26 protein-coding genes are annotated in these 23230 nt (G+C 67.2%); 16 read left to right on the top strand and 10 right to left on the bottom strand.

Annotated features, from left to right (window positions below; all coding sequences use genetic code 11):
- Positions 1-56: 56 nt before the first annotated feature.
- A complete protein-coding gene (gene serS / locus AC1DFC_RS12630; protein ID WP_478179325.1) occupies positions 57-1388 on the bottom strand; it encodes a serine--tRNA ligase in 1332 nt (443 codons plus the stop codon).
- A 61-nt stretch (positions 1389-1449) separates the two neighbouring features.
- Here serS and AC1DFC_RS12625 point away from each other — a divergent pair, with 61 nt between their 5' ends.
- Positions 1450-1851, top strand: a complete 402-nt coding sequence (locus AC1DFC_RS12625) for a VOC family protein (RefSeq protein WP_007836081.1) — start codon at positions 1450-1452, stop codon at positions 1849-1851.
- 105 nt (positions 1852-1956) lie between these two features.
- Here the strand turns inward: AC1DFC_RS12625 and AC1DFC_RS12620 are convergent, their stop codons facing one another.
- The 3 genes from AC1DFC_RS12620 to AC1DFC_RS12610 are packed head-to-tail and all read right to left on the bottom strand — an operon-like array spanning position 1957 to position 4327.
- Positions 1957-2922 (bottom strand): threonine/serine dehydratase, encoded by a 966-nt coding sequence (locus AC1DFC_RS12620; protein WP_007839274.1) that lies wholly within the window; start codon positions 2920-2922, stop codon positions 1957-1959.
- The gene (gene ispH, locus AC1DFC_RS12615; RefSeq protein WP_007839273.1) at positions 2919-3887 is read right to left on the bottom strand and encodes a 4-hydroxy-3-methylbut-2-enyl diphosphate reductase; all 969 of its coding nucleotides are present in this window, start codon (positions 3885-3887) and stop codon (positions 2919-2921) included. Before ispH ends, AC1DFC_RS12620 begins: the two co-directional genes overlap by 4 nt.
- Positions 3884-4327 carry an FKBP-type peptidyl-prolyl cis-trans isomerase gene (locus tag AC1DFC_RS12610; RefSeq protein ID WP_413335521.1) on the bottom strand — a complete coding sequence of 148 codons (444 nt, stop codon included), beginning with the start codon at positions 4325-4327 and terminating at the stop codon, positions 3884-3886. Before AC1DFC_RS12610 ends, ispH begins: the two co-directional genes overlap by 4 nt.
- A 108-nt stretch (positions 4328-4435) precedes the next feature.
- Here AC1DFC_RS12610 and radC point away from each other — a divergent pair, with 108 nt between their 5' ends.
- Positions 4436-5113: a RadC family protein gene (gene radC / locus AC1DFC_RS12605; protein WP_007839271.1), complete on the top strand. Its 678-nt coding sequence runs from the start codon at positions 4436-4438 to the stop codon at positions 5111-5113.
- Positions 5113-5769, top strand: coding sequence for a Smr/MutS family protein (locus AC1DFC_RS12600; protein WP_413335519.1), 657 nt, complete (start codon positions 5113-5115; stop codon positions 5767-5769). Before radC ends, AC1DFC_RS12600 begins: the two co-directional genes overlap by 1 nt.
- A 143-nt stretch (positions 5770-5912) precedes the next feature.
- Here AC1DFC_RS12600 and AC1DFC_RS12595 read toward each other — a convergent pair whose 3' ends face one another.
- Genes AC1DFC_RS12595 through fabV form a run of 3 tightly spaced genes read right to left on the bottom strand, consistent with a single transcriptional unit; the run spans position 5913 to position 8818 of the window.
- Positions 5913-7136, bottom strand: a complete 1224-nt coding sequence (locus AC1DFC_RS12595) for an NAD(P)/FAD-dependent oxidoreductase (protein ID WP_007839269.1) — start codon at positions 7134-7136, stop codon at positions 5913-5915.
- 38 nt (positions 7137-7174) lie between these two features.
- Positions 7175-7594: a group II truncated hemoglobin gene (locus AC1DFC_RS12590; protein WP_007839268.1), complete on the bottom strand. Its 420-nt coding sequence runs from the start codon at positions 7592-7594 to the stop codon at positions 7175-7177.
- Positions 7595-7621: 27 nt separating this feature from the next.
- Positions 7622-8818 (bottom strand): enoyl-ACP reductase FabV, encoded by a 1197-nt coding sequence (gene fabV / locus AC1DFC_RS12585; RefSeq protein WP_478179324.1) that lies wholly within the window; start codon positions 8816-8818, stop codon positions 7622-7624.
- Positions 8819-9004: 186 nt separating this feature from the next.
- Between fabV and AC1DFC_RS12580 the strand changes: the two genes are divergently transcribed.
- The 5 genes from AC1DFC_RS12580 (at position 9005) to AC1DFC_RS12560 (ending at position 13157) form a co-directional block, all read left to right on the top strand.
- Entirely contained in the window at positions 9005-9832 is an 828-nt protein-coding gene (locus tag AC1DFC_RS12580; RefSeq protein ID WP_413335513.1) for an ABC transporter substrate-binding protein, read from the top strand.
- A gap of 168 nt (positions 9833-10000) precedes the next feature.
- Positions 10001-10696, top strand: coding sequence for an amino acid ABC transporter permease (locus AC1DFC_RS12575; protein WP_413335967.1), 696 nt, complete (start codon positions 10001-10003; stop codon positions 10694-10696).
- A gap of 12 nt (positions 10697-10708) precedes the next feature.
- Entirely contained in the window at positions 10709-11419 is a 711-nt protein-coding gene (locus tag AC1DFC_RS12570) for an amino acid ABC transporter permease (RefSeq protein ID WP_007839262.1), read from the top strand.
- A complete protein-coding gene (locus AC1DFC_RS12565; RefSeq protein ID WP_007839260.1) occupies positions 11416-12159 on the top strand; it encodes an amino acid ABC transporter ATP-binding protein in 744 nt (247 codons plus the stop codon). Before AC1DFC_RS12570 ends, AC1DFC_RS12565 begins: the two co-directional genes overlap by 4 nt.
- Complete coding sequence (locus AC1DFC_RS12560) at positions 12156-13157, top strand: isopenicillin N synthase family dioxygenase (protein WP_007839259.1); 1002 nt, start codon at positions 12156-12158, stop codon at positions 13155-13157. Before AC1DFC_RS12565 ends, AC1DFC_RS12560 begins: the two co-directional genes overlap by 4 nt.
- 10 nt (positions 13158-13167) lie before the next feature.
- On the opposite strand, the gene AC1DFC_RS12555 is transcribed toward AC1DFC_RS12560, so the two are convergent.
- Positions 13168-13857 carry an HAD family hydrolase gene (locus tag AC1DFC_RS12555; protein WP_478179323.1) on the bottom strand — a complete coding sequence of 230 codons (690 nt, stop codon included), beginning with the start codon at positions 13855-13857 and terminating at the stop codon, positions 13168-13170.
- A 64-nt stretch (positions 13858-13921) separates the two neighbouring features.
- Entirely contained in the window at positions 13922-15262 is a 1341-nt protein-coding gene (locus AC1DFC_RS12550; RefSeq protein ID WP_007839257.1) for an MFS transporter, read from the bottom strand.
- Between the two features lie 178 nt (positions 15263-15440).
- Between AC1DFC_RS12550 and cyoA the strand changes: the two genes are divergently transcribed.
- Genes cyoA through trhA form a run of 8 tightly spaced genes read left to right on the top strand, consistent with a single transcriptional unit; the run spans position 15441 to position 22957 of the window.
- The gene (gene cyoA, locus AC1DFC_RS12545) at positions 15441-16469 is read left to right on the top strand and encodes a ubiquinol oxidase subunit II (RefSeq protein ID WP_042674611.1); all 1029 of its coding nucleotides are present in this window, start codon (positions 15441-15443) and stop codon (positions 16467-16469) included.
- 1 nt (position 16470) lies between these two features.
- A complete protein-coding gene (gene cyoB, locus AC1DFC_RS12540; RefSeq protein ID WP_413315346.1) occupies positions 16471-18474 on the top strand; it encodes a cytochrome o ubiquinol oxidase subunit I in 2004 nt (667 codons plus the stop codon).
- Complete coding sequence (gene cyoC / locus AC1DFC_RS12535) at positions 18467-19129, top strand: cytochrome o ubiquinol oxidase subunit III (RefSeq protein WP_413315348.1); 663 nt, start codon at positions 18467-18469, stop codon at positions 19127-19129. Before cyoB ends, cyoC begins: the two co-directional genes overlap by 8 nt.
- Positions 19126-19530, top strand: coding sequence for a cytochrome o ubiquinol oxidase subunit IV (gene cyoD / locus AC1DFC_RS12530; protein WP_007839253.1), 405 nt, complete (start codon positions 19126-19128; stop codon positions 19528-19530). Before cyoC ends, cyoD begins: the two co-directional genes overlap by 4 nt.
- Positions 19530-20327 (top strand): SURF1 family protein, encoded by a 798-nt coding sequence (locus AC1DFC_RS12525; protein ID WP_413335955.1) that lies wholly within the window; start codon positions 19530-19532, stop codon positions 20325-20327. The genes cyoD and AC1DFC_RS12525 overlap by 1 nt, the downstream gene beginning before the upstream one ends.
- Positions 20311-21705 carry an ATP-binding protein gene (locus tag AC1DFC_RS12520; RefSeq protein WP_042674621.1) on the top strand — a complete coding sequence of 465 codons (1395 nt, stop codon included), beginning with the start codon at positions 20311-20313 and terminating at the stop codon, positions 21703-21705. The genes AC1DFC_RS12525 and AC1DFC_RS12520 overlap by 17 nt, the downstream gene beginning before the upstream one ends.
- Entirely contained in the window at positions 21686-22231 is a 546-nt protein-coding gene (locus tag AC1DFC_RS12515; protein WP_413315350.1) for a response regulator transcription factor, read from the top strand. The genes AC1DFC_RS12520 and AC1DFC_RS12515 overlap by 20 nt, the downstream gene beginning before the upstream one ends.
- A 36-nt stretch (positions 22232-22267) precedes the next feature.
- A complete protein-coding gene (gene trhA, locus AC1DFC_RS12510) occupies positions 22268-22957 on the top strand; it encodes a PAQR family membrane homeostasis protein TrhA (RefSeq protein WP_007839245.1) in 690 nt (229 codons plus the stop codon).
- A gap of 6 nt (positions 22958-22963) precedes the next feature.
- On the opposite strand, the gene AC1DFC_RS12505 is transcribed toward trhA, so the two are convergent.
- Positions 22964-23188 carry a SlyX family protein gene (locus AC1DFC_RS12505; protein WP_007839244.1) on the bottom strand — a complete coding sequence of 75 codons (225 nt, stop codon included), beginning with the start codon at positions 23186-23188 and terminating at the stop codon, positions 22964-22966.
- Positions 23189-23230: the final 42 nt, after the last annotated feature.

Genomic DNA, 23230 nt, shown 5'->3' with positions numbered 1-23230 from the left:
GTGCTGTCGAGCCTTCGATTATAGCAGAGGAAATTGCACTTTTTGAAGCCCTGGGCTCAGCCGCGCAAAACTTCGAGCCCACCGAGGTACGGACGCAACGCCGCGGGCACGTTGATGGAGCCGTCTTCGTTCTGGTGGTTTTCCAGCACGGCCACCAGCGCGCGGCCCACCGCCAGGCCGGAACCATTGAGGGTGTGCACGAGTTCGTTCTTGCCCTGCGCGTTCTTGAAACGGGCCTGCAAACGACGCGCCTGGAAGGCTTCGCAGTTCGAGACCGAGCTGATCTCGCGGTAGGTGTCCTGCGCCGGCAGCCACACCTCGAGGTCGTAGGTCTTGGCGGCGCCGAAGCCCATGTCGCCGGTGCACAGCAGCACCACGCGGTATGGCAGCTCCAGCGCCTGCAGCACAGCTTCGGCGTGGCCGGTCATCTGCTCGAGTGCGTCGTAGCTCTTCTCAGGATGCACGATCTGCACCATCTCGACCTTGTCGAACTGGTGCTGGCGGATCATGCCGCGCGTGTCGCGCCCGGCACTGCCAGCCTCGGAACGGAAGCACGGCGTATGGGCCGTGAGCTTGATGGGCAGCTGCACCTCGGGCACGACCTCGTCGCGCACGAAGTTGGTCAGCGGCACTTCACTGGTCGGAATGAGGTACAGCGCCGAATGATCGGGCGCAGGCTCGCCGTCCTGGCCGCCCTTCTTCGCGGCGAACAGGTCACCTTCGAACTTGGGCAGCTGGCCGGTGCCGCTGAGCGTGGCGGCGTTGACCACGTAGGGCACGTAGCACTCGGTGTAGCCGTGTTGTTCGGTCTGCAGGTCGACCATGAACTGCGCGAGCGCGCGATGCAGACGGGCGATCGGGCCCTTCATGACGGAGAAGCGCGAGCCCGAGAGCTTGGCGCCCATCTCGAAGTCGAGGCCCAGCGGCGCGCCGAGGTCGACGTGGTCCTTGGGCGCGAAGCCCAGCCGCGTGGCGCTGGCGCCGGCGCCGCCCTTCGGGGCCCAGCGGCGCATCTCGACGTTGCCGGCCTCGTCTTCGCCCAGCGGCACGCTGGCGTGCGGCAGGTTGGGCACGGCGAGCAGCAGCGCGTGCAGTGCGGGCTGGATCTCTTCGAGGCGCCTGGATTGCGATTCCTGCTCGGCCTTGAGCGCGTTGACCTCGGCCATGAGCGCGTCGACCGATTCGCCCTTGGCCTTGAGCGGGCCGATCTGCTTGTTCAGCGTGTTGCGGCGCGCCTGGATTTCCTCGGTGCGGGTTTGCAGCGTCTTGCGCTCGGCCTCGAGCGCGGTGAACGCCGACACGTCGAGGTACGGCTGGTTCTTCTTGCGTTTTTCGAGGCCGGCCACGGCGGAGGCCAGGTCTTTGCGGAGCAGGGTGATGTCAAGCATGGGGGGATTTTAGGTGGGCGTAGCATCGCGATCCCACTCACCCACCTCGAAGGGAAAAACGATGGAAGCCTATCTGACATTCAACGGCAATGCCGCCGAAGCGCTCGCCTTCTATGCCAAGGCGCTGGACGGCAAGGTCGCCTTCAGCATGACCTTCGGCGAGAGCCCGATGGGCGCCCAGACGCCGGCCAGCCACAAGGACAAGATCATGCACGCCACGCTCGAGGCCCGCGGCCACAAGCTGATGGCCTCGGACGCCCCGCCGGAGTGGCCCTTCGAGGGCTACAAGGGCTTCTCGCTCTCGGTGCAGGCGAACAGCGTGGACGAAGGCAAGAAGCTGTTCGACGCACTGGCCGAAGGCGGCAAGGTGACGATGCCCTACGGCCCGCAGTTCTGGGCCAAGGGCTTCGGCATGCTCACCGACAAGTTCGGCGTGGCGTGGATGGTGAACTGCGAGAAGTGAAGGCCCCCCGGCTTTTCACTGCGCTTCGCTCCGTGTAATTCGCCACCCCCCGAGGGGGAGGCGCGGTTCGCCTTGGGGCGGCCCGGCGGCGGCCGCCTTCGACTCTCAGGCGACCGTCGCGGGATCGACGTTCGCCCCGCAGACGATCAGGCAGACCTTCTCGCCCGCGCGCGGCGCGTAAGCGCCGGTCTGCAGCGCGGCCAGCGGCAGCGCGGCGGCCGGTTCCACTGCCAGCTTCAGCTCTTTCCACAGCCACTGCTGGGCGGCGCGGATGGATTCGTCGGACAGCAGCAGGGCGTGCCGCACCTGCCGCTGCGTAATTTCCCACGAAATGGCGCCGATGCGACGCGCCCCGAGCGAATCGGCCGCGATGCCGCCCACCTCCACGTCGATCGGCTCTCCGGCCTCGCGAGCGCGAAACAGCGTGGGCGCCTTTTCGGGTTCGAGTGCCACCACACGGACGCGCTGCTCGAACCAACCAGCGAGGCCACCGATCAGCCCACCGCCGCCGACGCTCACGAGCACAGCATCGGGAAGACCGCCCTGCTCTTCGATCTCACGGCCGAGCGTGCCCGCGCCGGCCACCACTTCGGGCTGGTCGTAGGCGTGGGTGAGCAAGGCGCCGGACTCTTTCTGGCGCGTGAGGCAGGCGGCCAGCGCATCGGGGTACAGCTCGCCGACGACGACCACTTCCGCGCCCAGCGCACGCAGCCGCGCGCGCTTGGCCTCAGGCGACACGCCCGGCAGGAACACCTGGCAAGGCACGCCCAGAGCGCGCGCCGCGGCCGCCGTGGCGATGCCCGCATTGCCGCCCGAGGCCACGACCACGCCGCTGTCGGGAATGTCGTTGGCCAGCAGCCGGTTCATCATGCCGCGCGCCTTGAAGCTGCCACTGACCTGCATGTGCTCGAGCTTCAGCCAGATCTCGGCGCCCGGCGCCGCGACCCCGAAGGCGGCCGCCGGCAGCTTCCACAGCGGGGTTTCGCGCAGGAAGTGGCCGGCACGCTCGCTCAGCCTGCGGGAAGCGCTATCTATTTCAGAGCGCCAGTCGAAGGTTTTCTTGTCGTTCAAGAGATATGTCCTGGAGGGGGAATGTCGTCGAGCTTGAGCCCCTTGGGCAGCGGAAACTTGATGGTTTCCTCGATGCCGTCCATCTTGCGGACCGACACCGCGCCGAACGCGCGCACGCGCTCGATCACCTCGCGCACCAGCACCTCGGGGGCCGAGGCGCCGGCGGTGAGGCCGATGCGCGTCTTGCCCTCGAACCACTCGGGCTTGAGCTCTTCGGCCGAATCGACCATATAGCTCTCGGTGCCCAGCCGCTGCGCCAGTTCGCGCAGCCGGTTGCTGTTGGAACTGGTGGGGCTGCCGACCACGATCACGAGGTCGACCTGCGGGCTCATGATCTTCACCGCGTCCTGGCGGTTCTGGGTGGCATAGCAGATGTCCTGCTGCTTGGGCTCTCGCACGGCCGGAAAGCGCGTGCGCACGGCGGCGGCGATCTCGGCCGCGTCGTCCACGCTCAGCGTGGTCTGGGTGACCACCGCGAGCTTCTCGGTCTGCGAGGGCGAGACCTTCGCCACGTCGGCCACGTCCTCGACGAGGTGAATGCCGCTGCTGAGCTGGCCCATCGTGCCCTCAACCTCGGGGTGCCCCTTGTGGCCGATCATGATGAACTCGAAGCCCTCCTTCGCGAGCTTGGCGACCTCGACGTGCACCTTGGTCACCAGCGGGCAGGTGGCATCGAATATCTCGAAGCCGCGGTCGCGCGCCTCCTGCTCCACCGCCTTGCTCACGCCGTGTGCGCTGAACACCAGCGTGGCGCCGGGCGGCACGTCGGACAGTTCCTCGATGAAGATCGCGCCCTTGGCCTTGAGCTCGTTCACCACGTAGGTGTTGTGCACGATCTCGTGGCGCACGTAGATCGGTGCGCCGAACTTGGCAATGGCGCGCTCGACGATCTCGATGGCGCGATCGACACCCGCGCAGAAACCGCGCGGTTCGGCAAGGATGACTTCCGAGATGTCGGGGTTCATAGCACGCCGATCAGCTTCACTTCGAAGGTGACGGGCTGGCCGGCCAGCGGATGGTTGAAGTCGAAGCGCACCGCCGTGTCATTCGATTCGATCACCGCTCCCGCGTAGCTGCCCGTGCCGTCGGGCGTGGGGAACTGCACGACGTCGCCCGTGGCGTATTGCTCGTCGGGGTCGCCCATCTGAGCGAGCAGCTTCCTGGCCACCCACTGCTGCATGTCGGGGTTGCGCTCGCCGAAGGCCTCGCCGGCGGGCAGCTCGAAGGTGGCATGCGCGCCTTCTTCCAGGCCCATCAGGCGCTGCTCCATGGCCGGAGAAAGCTCGCCGGTGCCGAGCGACAGGGTCGCGGGCTTGTCGGCGAAAGTGTTGATGATGTCGCCCGCCGGGCCGGCCAGCCGGTAGTGCAGGGTCAGGAAGGAGCCGGAAGTCACGAGTTGGGACATGGGGGCAGCGGAGGTGGGCAAAGACAAGGTGGGTGTCCCGATAAACTGGACCTCATTTTAAGGACCGGGACTTCACCCGGCTCCGCCAAGGTTTCACCCCAGGGTTTCATGGCATTCAAGGATCTCCCTCTCGACGCCCGTCCCCGCGAAAAACTCATCTCGCGAGGGGCATCCGCGCTGGCCGACGCCGAGCTGCTGGCCCTGCTGCTGCGCACCGGCGTGGCGGGCATGAACGTGCTGCAGCTGGCGCAGCAGCTGCTCGAGCGCTTCGGCGGCCTCTCGGGCCTGCTGCACACCGGCGCCGAGGAGCTCAAGACCATCAAGGGCATGGGCGGCAGCGCCAAGCGCTCCGAACTGATCGCGGTGCTCGAACTGGCGCGCCGCGCCATGGGCGAAAGGCTCAGGGAGCGCACGGTGTTCGACTCGCCCGACGCGGTCAAGCAGTACCTGCAGCTGCACATCGGCTCGCGCCCCTACGAAGTGTTCGCGGTGGTGTTCCTCGACGTGCAGCACCGCATGATCGCGCTGGAGGAAATGTTCCGCGGCACGCTCACGCAGACCAGCGTCTATCCGCGCGAGGTCGTCACGCGCGCCATCCACCACCAGGCCGCGGCGGTGGTGCTGGCGCACAACCACCCCAGCGGCAACATCGAGCCCTCGCGTGCCGACGAGTCGCTCACGCAGACGCTGCGCGCCGCACTGGCGCTGGTGGACGTGCGGGTGCTCGACCACATCATCGTGAGCCCCGGACAGAGCTTCTCGATGGCCGAGAAGGGCGTGCTCTGATGGCCGCACGCGCCCCGTCTCTCAAGAACCTCGCCGACCTCAAGCAGGTGCAGCGCACGCTCGCCGAAACCCGCGAGCGCGAAGCCGCCGAGGCGGCCGCAAAGGCCGCGGCCGAACGCAAGCTCGCCGCCGAGAAAGACCTCTTTGCACGCGCCATCGGTGCCACCGAGCCGCTGCGCCGCAAGGCCGCAGTGCCGCTTGCGCCGCTGCCGCCGGCACCGATCCCGGTGCAGCACCAGCTCGACGAGCAGCGCGTGCTGCGCGAGTCGCTCTCCGACGAGTTCGACGTGACCACGCTGCTCGACGTGGACGACGCCATGAGCTTTCGCCGGCCCGGCATCGGCACCGACGTGACGGCGCGGCTGCGCAAGGGCGAATGGGCGATCCAGGGGCAGGTCGACCTGCACGGGCTGCGCAGCGACGAGGCGCGCGAGGCGCTCGGTGGCTTCATCCGCAACGCCAGCAAGCAGGGGCTGCGCTGCGTGCGCGTGGTGCACGGCAAGGGGCTGGGTTCGCCAGGCAGGCAGCCGGTGCTGAAGACCAAGGCGCAGCGCTGGCTGATCCAGAAGAACGAGGTGATCGCGTTCGTGCAGGCCAAGCCCGCGGAAGGCGGCGCCGGCGCCCTCGTCGTGCTGCTGGCGCCCACGCGGCGCTGACGCTTTCTGACTTGCTCCTTCCCCTTCCGGGCGAAGGCTGGGATGGGGGCTCGCGGCCTTTGCACGGGCCCTCCCTCATCCATCGCCGTCGTGTCCCCACCCCTACCCTCCCCAGCGGGGAGGGAGCAGGAAACGCAGCCGGCTTACGCCAAGTGATTCTTCAGCGGAACCGATGCGTCCGCCACCGCCGCAGCATCAGGGCTACGCCCCGCTTCAAGCAGCTTGCGGCTCATCATGTGGTCGACCGGCGCGTTCACCGACTCCACGCACACGAGCTGCCCATCGACGTAGTGGAACAGCGAGAACGCATCGGGCTTCGGCCCCGCGCGGCGAACGCTGACGAGGCCCGGCGTGCCTTCGGCCGGCATCAGGCCCACCATCTGCAGGCGCATGCCGCCCTGGTCGGACCAGAACCACGCGACCGCGTCGTGCGCACGCGCCGCGCCGGTCAGCGTGGCCACCGCGGTGCGCGCCTGGTCGTTGGCGTTCTGCACCGACTCGAGCCGCAGCGCGCGGCCCGCGCGGCGGTCGGGGAAGCGCGTGCAGTCGCCCACCGCGAGCACACCGGCCGCGCTGGTCTGCATGTGGCCGTCGACCACGATGCCGTCGGCGCATTCGATGCCGGCCGCCTGTGCGAGCGCCGTCTCGGGCACGGCGCCGATGCCGAGCAGCAGCAGGTCGACCGGCTGCTTCACGCCGTTGACCTGGATCGACACCAGCCGGTCGCCTTCCACTTCGAAGGCACCGGTCTGCGCACCGAGCACGATGTCGATGCCGGCCGCACGGTGCGTGGCGAGCACATGCGCCGACAGCTCGGGCGAGACGGCCCGGCCCAGCAGGCGCGGCGCGCTTTCGATCACCTGCACCGATTTGCCGAGCGCCTTGGCGGTGGCCGCCACCTCGAGCCCGATGAAGCCGCCGCCGAGCACGGTCACCTTCTCGGCCGATGCAAGCCGCTCGCGCAGGCGGTGCGCTTCTTCGGCGGCACGCAGGCTCGCGACGTTTTCGAGGCCCGGCTTCAGGTCGGGCATCTGGCGTGCGCGCGTGCCGGTGGCCAGCACCAAGCGCTCCCACGGCAGCACCGCGCCCGAACGCAGCGTGACGGTGCGCGCCTCGCGGTCGATCGCCACGGCCGCGTCGCCCAGGTGCAGCGCGATGCCCGCTTCGCGGTACCAGTCGGCGGCCTTGTGCGGCTGCGTGGTTTCCTCCGCGCTCTTCAGGAAGGCCTTGGACAGGGGCGGGCGGTGGTACGGCTCGCACGCCTCTTCGCACACGAGGTGCACGCGCGCGCCCTGCCCCGCTTCGGCAAGCCCCGCGCAGAGCTGGGCCGCGGCGTGGCCGCCGCCGATGATGACGATGGAATTCATGATGAGAGAAACGTCTTTCGGAATCGTTGTGGGGTCGGTCACTCGCCGCGGTTGCGCATCCAGTCGGCGGTTTTGAAAAAGGAGTCGCGCAGCCTTGCGCGCAAGTCCTCGGGCACACCCGTCTCGCCCATCGCCTGGTCCATGCAGGCCAGCCATTGGTCGCGTTCCTTGATGCCGATGGTGTGGCCGCCGATGCTCTGCGGCAGGTGGCGCGCGCGCAGCATCGGATGGCCGAAGCGGTCGGTGTAGTGCTGCGGCCCGCCGAGCCAGCCGCAGAGGAACCAGAACAGGCGCTGGCGCGCGTTGTCGAGGCTGGTGCCGTGCACGGCGCGCAATTGCGCATACGCGGGCTCGAGGTCCATCAGGTCGTAGAAGCGCTCGACCAGCGCCTCCACCTTCGGTTCGCCGCCGATCCAGTCGAACGGCGTGCCGGCGGGCGGCTTTTCTTGTATCTGCATGGGCGGGAGTATCCCTTGAGGGGCCTGCTAGAGCTGCACGATGCCCGGAATGCCCACATCGGGGTTCACGTCGGCCTCGTAGTCCACGCCCTCCACCGAGAAGCCGAAGAGGCGCAGGAACTCGGTCTTGTAGCCGGCGAAATCAGTGAGCTCGTCGAGGTTGTCGCCGGTCACCTGCGGCCAAAGCTCCAGCACGCGAGCCTGCACCTGCGGCGCCAGTTCCTTGTAGTCCGCGCGCAGGCGGCCTTCCTCGTCGATGTGCGGTGCGCTGCCGTAGAGACTTTCGGCGAAAAGCCCGTGCACCTGCTCGATGCAGCCCTCGTGCGTGCCTTGCGCCTTCATCACCTTGAACAGCAGCGACAGGTACAGCGGCATCATCGGAATGGCCGAACTGGCCTGCGTGACGACCGCCTTCAGCACCGACACGCGCGCATCGCCGCCCTTGGCCGCCAGTTGCGCGCGGATGCCCAGCACCTTCTGGTCGAGGTCCTTCTTGGCGGCGCCGATGGAGCCGTTCCAGTAGATGTCGTGCGTGATCTGCTCGCCCAGATAGGTAAAGGCGGTGGTCTTCGCGCCGTCGGCCAGCACGCCGGCCTGCTGCAGCGCGTCGATCCACATTTGCCAGTCTTCACCGCCCATCACGGCCACGGTGTTGTCGATTTCTTCCTGCGTCGCGGGTTCGAGCACCGTTTCCTTCACGGCCCCGCTGTCGGTGTCGAGGCCGCGCAGGTTCACCGACTTGCCGATGGGCTTGAGCACCGAGTTGAAGACCTGTCCGGTCTTCGGGTGCGTGCGTCGCGGCGCTGCCAGGCTGTAGACGACGAGGTCGACCTGGCCAAGGTCGGCGCGGATGGTGTCGATGACCTGCTGCTTCACAGCATCGGAGAAGCCATCGCCGTTGATGCTCTTCGCGTAGTGGCCTTCGGCTGTCGCGGCGCGATGGAAAGCGGCGGTGTTGTACCAGCCGGGCGAGCCGGGCTTGGTTTCGCTGCCCGGGCGTTCGAAGAACACGCCGAGCGTGTCGGCGCCGCTGCCGAAAGCGGCGGTGATGCGCGCGGCCAGGCCGTAGCCGGTCGATGCGCCGATCACCAGCACCTTCTTCGGGCCGCCCGCGATGGGCCCCTGGGCCTTGACGTAGTCGATCTGCTGCCTGACGTTGGCTTCGCAGCCGGTGGGATGGGTCGTGACGCAGATGAAGCCGCGCACGCGGGGTTTGATGATCATGAGGATCTCGCTGGATGAGATGCGGGAAGAAAACGGCGGGAGCGCGTTTTTGGCGCCGCGAATTTAACCCAGCCCGTAATAACCGCCTTCAGCTTGTCCATATGCATATGTCGATTGACGATTTAATAATCAGGGGTTTTATTGATATGGTTCGACCCTGAATTTCCTCTAGGAGAGAGACAACCTATGCGCCACACCCTGCTCGCCGCGGCCGTCGCCGCTTCCACCTTCCTGCTCGGCACCCTCGCCCACGCCGACCAGCTGGCCGACATCAAGAAAAAGGGCGAGCTGGTCGTCGGCGTGCTCGGCACCGACGAGCCCGCGACCTTCGTCGATCCGAAGACGCGCCAGATCGTCGGCTACGAAGTCGACCTGGTGAACGCCATTGCAAAGAAGATCGGCGTGAAGCCGGTCCTCAAGCAGATCGCCGTGGCCGCGCGCATTCCCGAACTGCAGCAGGGCCACGTCGACCTTGTCGCCGCCGGCCTCACGCACAACAAGGAGCGCGAGGCGCAGATCGACTTCTCGCTCACCACCTTCGTCACCGGCCAGAAGGCCATCGTGAAGAAGGACAGCGGCATCACCGAGGTGCCGCAGCTCGCCGGCAAGAAGGTGCTGACCATCCGCGGCGGCACGCAGGAACCCAACATCCGCAAGGCCGTGCCCAACGTCGAGGTCGTGACCTTCGACACCAGCCAGCAAGCCTTCCAGGCGCTGCAGCAGGGCAAGGGCGTGGGCTATGTGGACGACGAGGCCGCGCTGCTGCGCAGCTACGCCAAGCTCGGCCCGCAGAAGGCGCAGTACGAGGTGCTCAAGCAGAACCTGAGCACCGAGGCGCTGGCCATCGGTATCAAGAAGGGCGAGAGCGGCCTGAAGGCCGTGGTGGACGACACGCTGCGTGAGCTCGAGAAGTCGGGCGAGGCGCAGAAGATCTTCATCAAGTGGTACGGCCCGGACACGGCCTCGGGCTTCCAGTCGCGCGACTTCAAGCTCGAGAGCGACAAGATCGACTGAGCCCGGCCCCCGGTCTTTCTCCTTCCCCCGCTGGGGGAAGGCCGGGATGGGGGCTGACGGCCTTTGCATAGGCCTCGGTGGATCGACCTCCGCCGCGCCCCCACCCCAACCCTCCCCCAGCGGGGGAGGGAGCCAACTCCCCTCGCGGCGGTGATACTGTCGCCCCCCATGCCCCTGTTCGACTATTCCTTGCTGCTCACCGGCAAGTACCACGACATGCTGGTCGCGGGCCTGCTGCTGTCGCTGCAGCTGCTCGCGGCCGCGCTGGTGCTGGCGCTGCCCATCGCGCTGGTGGTGGCGCTGCTGCGCCTTTCGCCCTTCGCGCCGCTGCGCTGGGTGGGCTTCGCGTACGTCGAGTCGATCCGCAACATTCCGCTGCTCGCGCACATGCTGTTCTGGTACTTCGGCGCGCCCGAGCTGCTGCCCGAAGGCATCAAGCAATGGCTCTACGCGGGGCACATCGAGGCCTACAGCGCGGTGATCGCGCTGTCGCTGTACACGGCGGCCTTCATGGCCGAGGACATCCGCAGCGGCATCCGCGCGATCCCCACGGTGCAGTTCGAGGCCGGCCGCGCGATGGGCTTCAGCTACCTCGCCACCATGCGCGGCGTGGTGCTGCCGCAGGCGCTGCGCGTGACTGTCCCGCCGCTGATCTCGCAGACGCTGAGCCTCTGGAAGAACACCTCCATCGCCACCGTGATCGGCGTGGCCGAGCTGATGTACCAGGCCGGCCAGGTCGAGAGCGCGACCTTCCGCAGCTTCGAGTCCTTCGCGTTCGCGAGCGCGGCGTACCTGACGGTGTCGCTGGCGATCACGGGGCTGGCGACGTGGTACCACCACCGGTATCCGGTGCGCACGATCTGAGGACGCCGGGCGATGCTGCAGATCATCAACGACTATTGGGTCTACTTCCTCATCGGGCAGTACCCGAATGGCCCGCTCGGCGGACTGGTGCTCACGCTGCTGCTGGCCTCCTGCGGGCTCGTACTCGCCTTGCCATTGGGCATCGTGCTCGGCCTCGCGCGCGTCAGTCCGTGGCGCTGGCTGCGCTGGCCGGTCACGGGCTTCGTGTTCGTGGTGCGCGGCCTGCCGCTGCTGATGGTGATCTTCTGGGCCTACTTCTTCCTGCCGAGCGTCACGGGCGTGAAGACCGACCAGTTCACCACCATGCTGATCGCGCTGGTGATATTCGACGCCGCCTACCTCGCGGAGATCGTGCGCGCCGGCATCCAGGGCCTGCCCCGCGGGCAGATGGAAACCGCCCGCGCGCTGGGCCTGGGCTACGGACGCGCGATGCGCCTCGTGGTGCTGCCGCAGGCGCTGCGCAGCATGCTGCCCTCGCTGGTGAACCAGTTCGTCTCGACCATCAAGGAAACCTCGCTGGGCTACATCATCGGGCTGGCCGAGGTGTCGTTCATCGCGACGCAGATCAACACGCAGGTGTTCACCAAGCCGGCGCAGATCTACCTGATCCTGGGCGGCACGTATTTCATTCTCTGCTTCGGCCTGTCGCGCTTCGCCTACTGGCTGGAACGCCGGCTTGCGCGCCGCGGCATGTCCACCGTTGCACCCAAGGTGTCCGCATGATCGAACTCGAAAAAGTCAACAAGTGGTACGGCAGCTACCACGCGCTGGTCGACATCACCGAGACCATCCACAAGGGCGAAGTCGTCGTGGTGTGCGGGCCCTCGGGCTCGGGCAAGTCGACGCTGATCCGCACCTTCAACCGGCTGGAGCCGATCCAGTCGGGCCGCATCGCCGTGGACGGCCAGGACATCCATGCGCCCGGCCTCGACGTGAACGCCTTCCGCTCGCGCATCGGCTTCGTGTTCCAGCAGTTCAACCTCTTTCCGCACCTCACGGTGCTGCAGAACTGCACCATGGCGCCGATGCAGCTGCGCGGCCTCACGCGCAAGGAGGCCGAGGAGCGCGCGATGGCGCTGCTGCAGCGCGTGGGCCTGTCGAACAAGGCGAATGCGTGGCCCAGCGAACTGTCGGGCGGCCAGCAGCAGCGCGTGGCGATTGCGCGCGCGCTGGCCATGCAGCCGCCGCTGATGCTGTTCGACGAACCCACGAGTGCGCTCGACCCCGAGATGGTCGGTGAAGTGCTCCTGGTGATGCGCGACCTCACGCGCGACGGCATGACGATGGTCTGCGTGACGCACGAGATGGGCTTCGCGCGCGAGGTGGCCGACCGCGTGCTGTTCATGGACGAGGGCAAGGTGCTGGAACGCGCCACGCCCGACGATTTCTTCAACCGTCCGCAGCATCCGCGCGCGCAGCAGTTCCTGGCCGACATCCGGTCGCCCTTTGCGAGAGACGCATGACCGACACGGCCCTCCCCCTCATCGACGTCGCGCCCCTCGTGGCGGGCACAGCCGGGCGCGACGCAGTCGCCGCGCAGATCGGCGCGGCCTGCCGCGCGCACGGCTTCTTCTACGCGACGGGCCACGGCGTCGACGCGGCGCTCGTGAAGCGGCTCGAAGACCTGAGCCACCGCTTCTTCGACCTGCCCGAGGAAACCAAGATGCGGTGGCGCATGGCCTTGGGCGGGCGCGCGTGGCGCGGCTACTTTCCGCTCGGCGGCGAGCTGACCTCCGGCCGGCCCGACTGGAAGGAAGGGCTCTACCTCGGCACCGAGCTGCCCGCCACGCATCCGCTGGTGCAGGCGAAGACGCCGGTGCACGGGCCCAATCTGTTTCCCGATGTGCCGGGCTTGCGCGAGACCATCCTCGACTACATGGCCGCCGTCACGCAACTCGGCCACCGGCTGATGGAAGGCATCGCGCTGAGCCTGGGCCTGCCCGGGAGCTACTTCGCCGAACGCTACACCGCCGACCCGCTGATCCTGTTCCGCCTCTTCAACTACCCCTCGCAGCCAGTGCCCGAAGGCCTCGACGTGCAATGGGGCGTGGGCGAGCACACCGACTACGGGCTGCTCACCATCCTGCACCAGGACACCGTGGGCGGCCTCGCCGTGCACACGCCGGACGGATGGATCGACGCGCCGCCGATTCCCGGCTCGTTCGTCTGCAACATCGGCGACATGCTCGACCGCATGACCGGCGGGCTCTACAAGTCGACGCCGCACCGCGTGAAGCGCAACACCTCGGGCCGCGACCGGCTGTCGTTCCCGCTGTTCTTCGATCCGAATTTCGAGGCCCGCGTGCAGCGCATCGAAGGGCTCGCCGGCGCCGAGGCACGCGACGACAGCGCCGAGCGCTGGGACCGCGCCAACGTGCACGCCTTCAACGGCCGCTACGGCGACTACCTGCTCGCAAAGGTGTCGAAGGTGTTCCCGCAGCTGCGCGACGAAGTGCTCTGAACAGACCCGGTCACGCGGGCTGCTGCCTTTCCGCCGGAGAAGGAAACCAGCGCGGCAGATGTGCCAACGCGTCGTGCAGCGAGCCGAGTACGTGGAATGCCCGCTCGACGATGGATTCGGGCGGCTGCTTGAGATCGGGCACCACCACCACGCGCATGCCCGCGGCCAGCGCCGCCTTGGCGCCGTTCTCGCTGTCCTCGAAGGCGATGCAGTCCGCCGGGTCCACGCCCAGCCGCCCGGCTGCGAGCAGGTAGAGCGCCGGATCGGGCTTGGCGCGCGCCACCTCGTCGCCGCCCGCGAAGGCCTCGAAGTGATGAAGCACGTCGAGACTGCCGAGGCAGGCCTGGATCTGCCCGCTGGTCGACGACGAGGCCACGGCGCAGCGCGTGCCGCGTTCGCGCAGCGCCGCCAGGAATTCGCCCGCACCGGGCTTGATGGGAAACAGCGGCGTGCCGTCGGAGCGCGCCAGCTGCAGCCGCTGGCGCACATGGCCGATGGCGTGGCGGTAGGCGTCAGCGCCGCCGAGCAGCGATGCGAGGATGAGTTCGGACTCGGAGGTGGCCAGCCCCACGACCTGCAGGTACTCGCTATGCGAAAGCTCGATGCCGAGCGTGCGGGCAGCCTCGATCCAGGCGGCCATGATGGGGCGCTCCGAATCGATCAGCAGCCCATCCATGTCGAAAATTGCGGCAGCGAACATCGGGGCATCCTAATGAAAAAGGGGCCGAAACGGCCCCTTACGGAAGAAATGGCTGCGCAGCCGGTCAGTCGCGCGCCAGCGCCCGGTTCAGCCCCAGCGCGGCCAGCGTGGCGACCGCGCCCGACAGCAGGTAGACGCTGACGTACGCCAGGCCGAAGTGGGCCGACAGGCCCAGCGCGACCAGCGGCGCGAACGCCGCGCCGATCAGCCAGGCCAGGTCGGCCGTCAGGGCCGCGCCGACGTAGCGGTACTTGGGCGCGAAGTTCGAGGTCACGGCGCCGGCCGCCTGGCCGTACGACAGGCCCAGGATCACGAAGCCCACCAGGATGAAGATGTCCTGGCCGAGACGGCCGCCGTCGAGCAGCGTGGGGGCGAAGCCACTGAACGCGGCAATCACGGCGGCCAGGCCGCCCAGAGTGAAGCGGCGGCCGATGCGGTCGGCCAGCAGGCCCGAGGCCACGATGCCGGCTGCGGCCAGCACCGCGCCGATCATCTGCACGACCAGGAATTCGCTGACCGACTGGTCGGAGTACAGCGTGATCCACGACAGCGGGAACACGGTGATCAGGTGGAACAGCGCATAGCTGGCCAGCGCGGCGAAAGCGCCGATCAGCAGGTTGGCGCCCTGCGAGCGGACCAGCTCGGTCACGCTGGTGGGCTCCAGTTCGCGTTCCTCGAGCAGGCGCGAGTATTCGTCGGTGGCCACCAGGCGCAGGCGCGCGAACAGCGCCACCACGTTGATCGCGAAGGCCACGTAGAAGGAATAGCGCCAGCCCCAGTCGAGGAAGTCCTCGGACGGCAGGCTCGAATACAGGTAGGCGAACAGCGCGCTGGCAATGAAGAAGCCGATGGGCGCACCCAGCTGGCCCAGCATCGCGTACCAGCCGCGGCGGTTGGCGGGCGCATTCAGCGCCAGCAGCGAAGGCAGGCCGTCCCACGAGCCGCCCAGCGCCAGGCCCTGGCCGAAGCGGAACACCGACAGCAGCACGATGGCCGTGAAGCCGAGGCTCGCGTAGCCCGGAAGGAAGGCGATGCCGGCGGTGGAGGTGCCCAGCACGAAAAGCGCCAGCGTGAGCTTGGCCTCGCGCCCGAAACGTCGCTGGATCATCATCGAGATGACAGTTCCGAACGGACGCGCGATGAAGGCGAAGGAGAAGATCAGGAACGAGTACAGAACACCTTCGAGGTGTTGCTCGAAGGGGAAGAAGACCGCCGGGAACACCAGCACCGAGGCGATGCCGTAGACGAAGAAGTCGAAATATTCGGAGGCGCGGCCGATGATCACGCCGACCGCGATCTCGCCGGGGGCGATGTGCGAGTGGTCGTCGCCCTGCCGGGCGCCGCCGTGCTCGGGCGAGTTCGGCAGCGGCTGTGCGCCTTGCGGACTGATGCTGGACGTCGTCATTGCTTGCTGTAATTCAGGTGTCACGCCTGGACGCGACACAAAAGACCATGGAGAACCTAGAGCGTCGCACCGAAACACATTTACCGCCATAGGACAAAACGTCCAATAGGCGAAACCCGTCTTCGAGCGTAGATTGTGGGGTCTTTTTGCGTCGCCCCTGCACCTCTTTTCCCCCGGCATGCACATCCTCAAGAACCTTCGCCGATCACTCCTGCTGCTTTCCGCCATGCTCCTGGCGGGCTGCAACACGGTGTTGATGAACCCCTCCGGCGACATCGCCAATCAGCAGGGACGCCTCATCGTCGTCTCCACCGTGCTGATGCTGATCATCATCATCCCGGTGATCGCCCTGACCGTCTTCTTTGCCTGGCGCTACCGCCAGTCGAACAAGGAGGCCACCTACAGCCCCGACTGGGACCACTCGACCCAGCTCGAACTGGCGATCTGGGCGGCGCCGCTGCTCATCATCATCGCGCTGGGCGCCATCACCTGGATCAGCACCCACACGCTCGACCCCTACCAGCCGCTGCGCCGCCTCGACGCGCAACGCGCAATCCCGGCCGAAGCCAAGCCGCTGGTGGTCGAAGTGGTGGCCCTCGACTGGAAGTGGCTCTTCATCTACCCCGAGCAGGGCATCGCCACGGTGAACGAGCTGGCCGCCCCGGTGGACCGCCCGATCAGCTTCAAGATCACGGCCTCCTCGGTCATGAACTCGTTCTTCATCCCCGCTCTGGCCGGCCAGATCTACGCCATGCCGGGCATGGAGACCAAGCTGCACGCGGTGATCAACAAGCCGGGCGAGTTCGAAGGCTTCTCCGCCAACTACAGCGGCGCCGGCTTCTCGGGCATGCGCTTCAAGTTCCACGGCCTGAGCAACGGCGACTTCGACCAGTGGGTGCAGAAGGTCAAGGCCGGCAAGGACGGCGAACTCACGCGCGAGCTCTACCAGAAGAAGCTCGAGGTGCCGAGCGAACGCGAGCCCGTGCGCCACTACGCGTCGGTGGACCCCGCGCTGTACGACGCCATCCTCAACCTGTGCGTCGACCGCAGCAAGATGTGCATGAAGGAAATGATGGCCATCGACGCCGACGGCGGCCTGGGCAAGCCCGGCGCCTTCAACGTCGCCACCAAGCAGGCCTGGCAGGCCGACTCCCTCGATTCGCCCAAGCGCAAGTACGTCACCGCGATGTGCACCACCGAAGAATAAGATGTTGCAGAACCTAGACCTGACGAAGCTCGTCTTCGGCCGCCTCTCCTGGGAGGCGATTCCCTTCCACGAACCCATCCTGCTCGCGACCTTCGCGGGCGTGGTGCTGGGCGGCATCGCCGTGCTGGGCGCGCTGACCTACTTCAAGCTGTGGGGCATGCTGTGGCGCGACTGGATCACCAGCATCGACCACAAGAAGATCGGCATCATGTACATCATCCTGGGCCTGGTGATGCTGCTTCGCGGCTTCGCCGACGCCCTGATGATGCGGGCCCAGCAGGCGATGGCCTTCGGCGACAACGCCGGCTTCCTGCCACCGCACCACTACGACCAGGTCTTCACCGCCCACGGCGTGATCATGATCTTCTTCGTGGCGATGCCGCTGGTCACGGGCCTCATGAACTTCGTGGTGCCGCTGCAGATCGGCGCGCGCGACGTGGCCTTCCCGTTCCTGAACAACTTCAGCTTCTGGATGACCACCTTCGGCGCTGGCCTGGTGATGGCGTCGCTGTTCGTCGGCGAGTTCGCCAAGACCGGCTGGCTGGCCTATCCGCCGCTGTCGGGCATCCTGTTCAGTCCCGACGTGGGGGTCGACTACTACATCTGGTCGTTGCAGATAGCGGGGGTGGGCACATTGCTCTCTGGCGTGAACCTGCTGGCGACCATCGTGAAGATGCGCGCGCCCGGCATGACCATGATGAAGATGCCCGTCTTCACCTGGACCGCCCTGTGCACCAACGTGCTGATCGTCGCCGCCTTCCCGGTGCTGACCGCCGTGCTGGCCCTGCTGTCGCTCGACCGCTACGTCGGCACCAACTTCTTCACGAACGACCTCGGCGGCAACGCCATGATGTACGTGAACCTGATCTGGATCTGGGGCCACCCCGAGGTATACATCCTGATCCTGCCGGCCTTCGGCATCTTCTCGGAAGTGGTCTCCACCTTCTCGGGCAAGCGCCTGTTCGGCTACGCCTCGATGGTGTACGCGACGGTCGTGATCACGATCCTGTCGTACCTCGTGTGGCTGCACCACTTCTTCACCATGGGCTCCGGCGCCAGCGTGAACTCGTTCTTCGGCATCACGACGATGATCATCTCGATCCCGACGGGCGCGAAGATCTTCAACTGGCTCTTCACCATGTACCGCGGCCGCATCCGCTTCGAGCTGCCCATGATGTGGACCATCGGCTTCATGATCACCTTCGTGATCGGCGGCATGACCGGCGTGCTGCTGGCCGTTCCCCCGGCCGACTTCGTGCTGCACAACAGCCTGTTCCTGATCGCCCACTTCCACAACGTGATCATCGGCGGCGTGCTGTTCGGCATGCTGGCCGGCATCACCTACTGGTTCCCGAAGGCCTTCGGCTACAAGCTCGATCCGTTCTGGGGCAAGTGCTCGTTCTGGTTCTGGATCGTCGGCTTCTGGTTCGCCTTCATGCCGCTGTACATCCTGGGCCTGATGGGCGTCACGCGCCGCATGAACCACTTCCAGGACATGTCGCTGCAGATCTGGTTCCAGGTTGCTGCCTTCGGCGCCGTGCTGATCGCGCTGGGCATCGGCTCGTTCATCATCCAGCTGGTGGTGAGCTACATCCGCCGCGAGTCGCTGCGCGACACCACGGGCGACCCGTGGAACGGCCGCACGCTGGAGTGGTCGACCTCGTCGCCGCCGCCGGCCTACAACTTCGCCTTCACGCCGCGCATCCATGACAACGACGCCTGGTCCGACATGAAGGCCCGCGGCTACGAGCGTCCGGTGGAAGGCTTCAGCCCGATCCACATGCCCAAGAACACGGCCGCCGGCTTCATCATCGCCGCGCTGGCCGCGCTGTGCGGCTTCGCTCTGATCTGGCAGATGTGGCTCGTGGCCGGCATCGGCTTCTTCTCCATGCTCGCCGCCGTGATCATCCATACCTTCAACTACAAGCGCGACTACCACATCCCCGCGGATGAAGTCGTTCGCACCGAAGACGCGCGCACGCGCCTGCTGGCCGCCCATGTCTAACAGTACCGCCCTCCCCTCCAGCCACGCGAACACCGTGGGCAACGCCTCGAGCGTGCCCACCTTCGAGGTGTTCAACGTCCGCAACGAAGACCACCACCCCGAGAACGGCACGCTGCTCGGGTTCTGGCTCTACCTGATGAGCGACTGCCTGGTCTTCGCCTGCCTGTTCGCGGTGTATGGCGTGCTGGGCCGCAGCTACGCGGCCGGCCCCTCGGGCGCCGACCTGTTCGACCTGCCGCTGGTGGCGATCAACACCTCGCTGCTGCTGTTCTCGTCCATCACCTACGGCTTTGCCGTGCTCCAGATGCAGCAGCGCCGCATGGGCGGCGTGCTGCTCTGGCTGGCCATCACCGGCCTGCTGGGCGCGGGCTTCATCGGCCTGGAGCTGTACGAGTTCGCGCACCTGATCCACGAAGGCGCCGGCCCGCAGCGCAGCGCCTTCCTGTCGTCGTTCTTCGCGCTGGTGGGCACCCACGGGCTGCACGTGACCTTCGGCATCGTCTGGCTCATCGTGCTGATGATCCAGCTGCCCAAGCACGGCTTCACCGCCGCCAACCGCCGACGCCTGATGTGCCTGTCGATGTTCTGGCACTTCCTGGACGTGGTCTGGATCGGCGTCTTCACCTTCGTGTACCTGATGGGATCGCTGCAATGAGCGCGCATATCGAAACCGCCGGCCATGGCGCCCATGGCCATGACGACCACGGCCACGACGACGGCCCGGTGAGCCACAGCACCTTCAAGGGCTACATGACCGGCTTCGTGCTGGCCGTGATCCTCACCGCCATTCCGTTCTGGATCGTGATGGGCAAGGTCTTCGACAAGCCAGGCACCACCGCGCTGGTCATCCTGGCCTTTGCCGTGGTGCAGATCGTGGTGCACATGGTGTACTTCCTGCACATGGACGCCAAGTCCGAAGGCGGCTGGAACATGCTGGCACTGATCTTCACGCTGGTGCTCGTGGTCATCACGCTGGCCGGTTCGCTGTGGGTCATGTACCACATGAACACCAACATGATGCCGCACTCGATGCACGACATGAAGAACATGCCCTGATGACGCAGCAGGCCGCGCGCCAGCGTTCCGATACCTCGCGGGTGGCGCGGGTGGCGCTGGCGGTCTGCGCCGCTCTCGCCTTTGCCGGCTTCATCTCGCTCGGCACCTGGCAGGTCGAGCGCAGGGCCTGGAAGCTCGATCTCATCGCCCGCGTCGACCAGCGCGTGCATGCCCCGGCCGCCACGGCCCCCGGGCGAACCGAATGGCCCACCGTCAACGCGGCCAACGACGAATACCGGCATGTCCGCCTCGCCGGCATCTTCCTCCATGACAAGGAAACGCTGGTGCAGGCCAGCACGAAGCTCGGCCCGGGCTTCTGGGTGCTGACCCCGCTGCGCACGACCGAAGGCACCGTGGTGCTGGTCAATCGCGGCTTCGTGCCGCCCGAGGCGCGCGAACGCCAGGCCCGCACCGCGCCAGAGCCGCAGGGCGAAACCAACGTCGCCGGCCTGTTGCGCCTGACCGAACCCAAGGGCGGCTTCCTGCGCAAGAACGATCCGGCCGGCGAGCGCTGGTTCTCGCGCGACGTGCAGGCCATTGCCGCGGCGCGCGGCCTGAACAACGTCGCGCCCTACTTCGTCGATGCCGAGGCCGCTCCCGCGCAGGCTGCGAACGGCACCCCGGCCTGGCCCGCCGCCGGCCTCACGGTCATCGCCTTCCCCAACAGCCATCTCGTCTACGCCCTGACCTGGTATGGCCTGGCGCTGATGGTGCTGATCGCCGCCTGGTTCGTGCGGCGCAGCGAAAATGCGGCCCATGCCGACACCCGCCCTGCCGAAGATGCCCACCGCGATTGAGGCGATCGCAGGAGAGCTGCACGCCCCCCGCGCCGGTGTCGCGAGCCTCGACAACGCCACCGGCCACCAGAACATGCAGCAGCTGATCCAGCTGCGCTGGTTCGCCGTGGTCGGGCAAGTGGTCACCATCCTGGTGGTGCACTACGGCTTCGCGATCCGCCTGCCGCTGGACCACATGCTGCAGGTGCTGGCCTGCCTGGCGCTCTTCAACATGGTCAGCCTGCTGCGCTCGCGCAGCCACCGGCGCGTGACGAACGGCGAACTGTTCCTCGCGCTGCTGGTCGATGTGGCCACGCTCACCGCGCAGCTCTACCTGAGCGGCGGCGCCACCAACCCCTTCGTGTTCCTGTTCCTGCTGCAGGTGACGCTGGGCGCAGTGCTGCTGAAGCCATGGTCGACCTGGACCATCGTGGTCATCACCAGCATCTGCTTCGCCGGGCTGGCGCTGTTCTCGCGCCCGCTCGCGCTGCCGCTGGACCACGACCGCGGCCTCTGGAGCCCCTTCGTCCAGGGCATGCTGGTGTGCTTCGCGCTGAACGCGGCGCTGCTCGTGATCTTCATCACCCGCATCAGCCGCAACCTGCGCGCGCGCGACGCGCGGCTGGCCGACCTGCGCCAGCGCGCCTCGGAGGAAGAACACATCGTGCGCATGGGCCTGCTGGCTTCGGGCGCGGCGCACGAGCTGGGCACGCCGCTGGCCACGCTGGCCGTGATCCTCGGCGACTGGCGCCGGCTGCCACACTTCAGCTCCGACCCCGAGCTGCTGACCGAGGTGGCCGAGATGGAGCTGCAGATCCAGCGCTGCAAGAGCATCGTGAGCGGCATCCTGCTGTCGGCCGGCGAGGCGCGCGGCGAGTCCTCCGAGGAAACCACCGTCAGCACCTTCCTCGACGACCTGATCGAAGAGTGGCGCACCACCCGCCCGGTGGAAGATTTCGAATACGACAATCGCTTCGGCCGCGACCTGCCCATGGTCTCGGACTCGGCGCTGAAGCAGATGATCTGCAACGTGCTCGACAATGCGCTGGAGGCGTCGCCGCACTGGCTGCGCCTCGAAGCGGCGCACGACGCCGACGCGCTGACGATCACGGTCACCGACGCGGGCCCCGGCTTCCTGCCGGCCATCCTGAAGGAGTTCGGCAAGCCCTACCAGTCGAGCAAGGGGCGACCCGGCGGCGGGCTGGGGCTGTTCCTGGTCGTCAACGTGGCGCGCACCGTGGGTGGCCGCGTCGCGGCGGCCAACCGGCCCGAGGGCGGCGCGATCGTGACGATCACGCTGCCGCTCGCGGCCATCGTGCTGGAAGAAGAAGCAGGGGACGAAGAGGTCCTCGACGGCGAGACCATCGAAACGGAAGGCCATGACCGAAACCGGAGCTGAGCGCCAGTTGCTGATCGTCGAGGACGACGACGCCTTCGCGCGCACACTCGGCCGCTCCTTCGAGCGGCGCGGCTATGCCGTGGCGCTCGCCAACAACCTCGGAGACGTCGAGGCGCTGCTCGCCACCTCGTCGCCGGGCTACGCGGTGGTCGACCTCAAGCTCAACGGCGAGGCCTCGGGCCTGGCCTGCGTGCAGATGCTGCACCGGCACAACGCCGAGATGCTGATCGTGGTGCTGACGGGCTTCGCCAGCATCGCCACCGCCGTCGAGGCCATCAAGCTCGGCGCCTGCCACTACCTGGCCAAGCCGTCGAACACCGACGACATCGAGGCCGCCTTCGGCCGAGCCGCCGGCACCACAGAGGTCGAGCTGACCAACCGCTCGACCTCGATCAAGACGCTCGAATGGGAGCGCATCCACGAGACGCTGGCCGAAACCGGCTTCAACATCTCGGAGACCGCGCGCAGGCTCGGCATGCACCGGCGCACGCTGGCGCGCAAGCTGGGCAAGCAGCAGGTCAAGTAGGCAACCACTGCATCCCTCCATCTGCATGAGGTTCCGATGACGACAGCTCCCTCCCAGACGCAACCCTCGCAGCGCACCTCCGTGCTGGCAGCCCGCGACCAGACGGCGATGGAAGAACTCTTCAATGCCCTGAGCCACGGCCTGGGCCTGGCGCTGGCCATCGCCGCGCTGCCCATCCTGGTCTACAACGCGGCGCAGAAGGGGCAGGCCGCGGGCGTGGTCGGCGCCTGCCTGTTCGCGGGCACGGCCATCGTGCTGTACCTGATCTCCACGCTGTACCACGCACTGCCCATGGGCCGGGCCAAGGCCTGGTTCAACCGGCTGGACCACGCGGCCATCTACCTGTTCATCGCGGGCAGCTACATGCCCTTCGTGTTCGGCGTGCTGCGCGGTCCGCTGGGGTGGACGCTGTTCGGCGCCATCTGCGCGGCGGCCGTGCTGGGCGTGAGCGCCAAGCTGTTCAACCGGCTGCAGCATCCGCTGTGGTCGACCGGACTCTATGTGGCGATGGGGTGGATGGCGCTGATGGCTGCCGTGCCGCTGTACGAGCGCATGTCACCGGCGGGGCTGGGTTGGCTGGTGGCCGGCGGGCTCTTCTATACGGCGGGCGCCGTGGTGTTCCTGTTCGACAACAAGGTGCGCTTCGCGCATTCGGTGTGGCACCTGTTCGTGCTGGCGGGCAGCACCTGCCATTTCTTCGCCGTGCTCTGGCACTCGCACGGCTGAACGTCTTCAATAGTGCGGCGGTAGCTCGTCGCGCGGGTTGCGCGCAGCGCCGTCCTGACCCGCGCTTTGCGCCTGCTCCTTGAGTTGCGTCACCTGCAGGATCAGCCGGTCGATCTGCTGCTGCTGGCGGTAGATCGTCATGTTCAGCTGGTCGAGCAGGTCTTCGGCGTAGCTCGACTTGATCTCGAGCTCGGTCACGCGTTCCGCGAGGTCGTGGGGTGGGTTTTCCATGCCGCTATTGGACAGGAAGACCGACCCACCTTTTATGACGCC

It is taken from the genome of Variovorax sp. 10L421 (assembly GCF_056395365.1).
The sequence above is the reverse complement of the archived record's forward strand: the minus strand, read 5'-3'. Positions and strand labels throughout refer to the sequence as shown.